Consider the following 3,142-nt stretch of genomic DNA (forward strand, 5'->3'; position numbering starts at 1 on the left):
AAGAAAGTTTAGAAGTTAGAGGATAGATACCATGAGACGAATTAAACTGGTGGTCTCCTACGATGGAACCGCCTACTGCGGATGGCAGTTGCAGCCGAACGGAGTCACGATCGAGGAAGTGTTAAACAAGGCGCTTTCTTCTCTTTTAAAAGAGGATATCCAGGTCATCGGGGCGAGCCGGACGGATTCGGGTGTCCATGCGATGGGAAATGTGGCTGTTTTCGATACCGAGAGCCGGATTCCGGGTGATAAGATCTGCTTTGCGCTCAACCAGCGCCTGCCGGACGATGTGCGGATCCAGGCGTCGGAGGAGGTGCCGCTTACCTTTCATCCACGCAAGGTAAACTGCGTGAAAACGTATGAATACAAGATTTTGAACCGCAAGATCGATATGCCGCTGCAGCGCTTATACAGCCATTTCTGCTATTTCAATCTGGATTTAGAGAAAATGCAGAAGGCGGCATCCTATCTCATCGGCGAGCACGATTTCAAGAGTTTCTGTACGGTGCGGACGCAGGCGGAGGAGACGGTGCGGACGATCTACAGCCTGACCGTGACGAAGGCGGACGACCTGATTACGATCCGCATCAGCGGCAGCGGTTTCCTCTACAATATGGTCCGGATCATCGCCGGGACGCTGGTTAAGATCGGTATGGGCGTTTACCCGCCGGAGAAGATGGAGGAGATTCTGGAGGAGAAAAACCGGGCGGCAGCAGGTCCTACGATCCCGGCACGCGGGCTGACGCTCGTAAGTCTGGAGTACGAAAAAGAGCTGGCACCGTACCTGGAGGGCGAAAATAAGCACTGGCACTATGTGCTCGATCAGAGAAATGTCCCGGAGAAGGGGCTTGCCTACCTCACGATCGAGCGCTGTGAGCCGGAAGAGCTTGACGGTGTGCTCCGTCGCGTGATCCATCAGGCATACCGAAATGGTGCGAAACAGGTATTTGTGCGGGATACGTTTGGAGAAGAGGGGAGCATCTACGGATATTACCGGCTGAGACGGCAGCCGGAGGTGGAAGAAGGCTGGCTGGAAGCCATCTACGAGGGTGAACATCAGTAAGTATGAGTAGAACATTTGATTATCTGGTCTGTTTCAGCGTCTATTCGCTGATTATCCTGATCATAGGAAAATCATCGTTCGGTGAGAGCGATTCGATTGGAAAATTTTTTATCGGAGAACGGAAATGCGGGTTCTGGCGGCTGTTTTGCACCTTCGTCGGAACCTGGGTGTCCGCTGCGACCATTCTGGGATATACGGGCAATGTTTTTGAAAATGGAACCTCAGTGATCGCCGTGACAGTTATCCCGTGGTTCATCGGCGCGGGGCTCTTGTATCTTATCAGCGGGCGTATCTATGACTGCGACCTGCTCACGATCCCGCAGTTCATCGGGGATCGCTATCATTCCCGCCTCCTGCGGACCTGCTGTGCCCTGCTGCTCTCGAGCGGTTACGTTTTTTATCTGGTGATCCAGATCAAGGGATTTGGAATCGCGGCGGCGACGCTCTTAAATATTGATTATAAAGTTGCAATTTTTCTGGTTTATCTGTTTATTCTGTATTCTACCTTTGGAGGATTCAATTCGGTTACCAAGACGGACGGCGGCAACCTCATCATGCTCACGATCAGCATAGTGGTTGTCTATTTTGTCGTGGTCGGAGGAATAGAGGGAAGCGGATTTCTGACGAACGCGGAGGTGTTTAACCGAAATGCGGCTGGCAGCGGGACGGGCAGTTTTGGAAATCTGATGAAGGATTACAGCCTTACCATGTATCTCACGATGTTTTTTGGCTGGGGTATGGGGCTGGCAACGAATCCTCAGTATCTGATCCGGATTGTGGCGGCAAAGAGCTGTGAGACGGCGCGGAAAGTCCTGATCTGGTCGCTGGTGTTCTTGACATTTTTTTATTTCTGTCTGACCCAGATCGGTCTGGGACTTCGGATTCTGTTTCCTTATCTGCACTCTTACTTCGGTTCAGACGATATTTTTGTCTACGCGATTAATTATTTGATCCGCTCGCGGTTCAGCGGATTTTTCCTGATCAGCGTGATCGGCGCGTGCATGTCTACGGCGAACTCGCAGCTGCTTCTGATTGGCTCGATGATGTCCTACGATGTGGTGGCGCAGTATGGAAAATGGAAGAAAACAGAGGACCACATCCTGGGGCTGACGCAGCTCTTTATCTTTCTTGGCGGAACGCTGGCGCTTCTGCTCTCCTTAAATCCACCGTCCAACAGCCTGTTTTTCGGCGCGGATATCTGGGGATTGTTTTCAGCAATTCTGACACCGCTTCTCTACGGTACGCTTTATTATAAGCGGGCGACGAGGACGGGCGCATGGGCGGCATTTGTGACAGGGGTAGCCGGGACGGTGCTGCTTCAGCCGCGTGAGCTGCCGGTTTACTGGGGATTTCCGGTGACGCTGTGTTCGACCCTGGTTTTTGTCCTTGTCCCGGTGCTGGAGAGTATATGGAAAAAACGTGCTTGCTAAAGGCGGGCATTTGGAAACATGAAGGTGGCAGACAACAGCGAGAAGGAGGCGAAAACGAGCGATGAATAAATGGCTGAAACGTCTTTCAAATTGGTTTTTACAAATTGAAAATGAGGTCATGGTTCCATTTGTGCTGGTCGGAATCCTGGTAATCGGCAGTTTCAGTATGATTTCCTATTATAATGGCTACACGATGCAGAAAAACAGTGAGCTTGAGCTGGCTGATACGCTGTTTGAGGATGTAAACCGCGATTTGCACTTCCTAGAAAAGCGTCTGCCGGAGGAGGAGATCGCGGAAAAATACCGGAATTTTGAGCGCGGGCGGATCCGGATTCTGGATCGTGACGGTGAGGAGATCACGGCTGGAACCCGTTGGGAAAACACATCGGTGCTGGCAGTCAGCGAGGGGGGCAATCCATTTGGCTGGCGGCTGGAGTACCGGATGAATGAGAGAATATTCGGGGAACGCATCTTAGAGCAGCAGAGCTATCTGGTAGTCGGCGCGATCGCGTCGCTGATTCTCATCTGCCAGGCAAGCATTTTCATTTCCCACAGTATCACGCGCCCCATCCGCCGGATGAGCCATACCTGTAAAGAAATCGAGGAAAACAAGGGCAGTTATCAGAAATACCGGTTTGAGGCGGTCAGC

General features: G+C 51.8%; 2 protein-coding genes and 1 pseudogene. All 3 read left to right on the forward strand.

From position 1 onward, the window contains the following. Window positions 1-31: 31 nt before the first annotated feature. Entirely contained in the window at window positions 32-1,063 is a 1,032-nt protein-coding gene (gene truA, locus QVO97_RS05480) for a tRNA pseudouridine(38-40) synthase TruA (RefSeq protein WP_022359387.1), read from the forward strand. A 2-nt stretch (window positions 1,064-1,065) separates the two neighbouring features. Then, on the forward strand, window positions 1,066-2,493 hold the full coding sequence (locus tag QVO97_RS05485) for a sodium:solute symporter family protein (protein WP_022359388.1): 1,428 nt from the start codon (window positions 1,066-1,068) through the stop codon (window positions 2,491-2,493). 61 nt (window positions 2,494-2,554) lie between these two features. Next, a pseudogene (locus QVO97_RS05490) lies at window positions 2,555-3,142 on the forward strand (sensor histidine kinase); the annotation flags it as partial.

This window comes from Clostridium sp. CAG:43 (assembly GCF_000434655.1).
Classification (GTDB): domain Bacteria; phylum Bacillota; class Clostridia; order Lachnospirales; family Lachnospiraceae; genus Otoolea; species Otoolea fessa.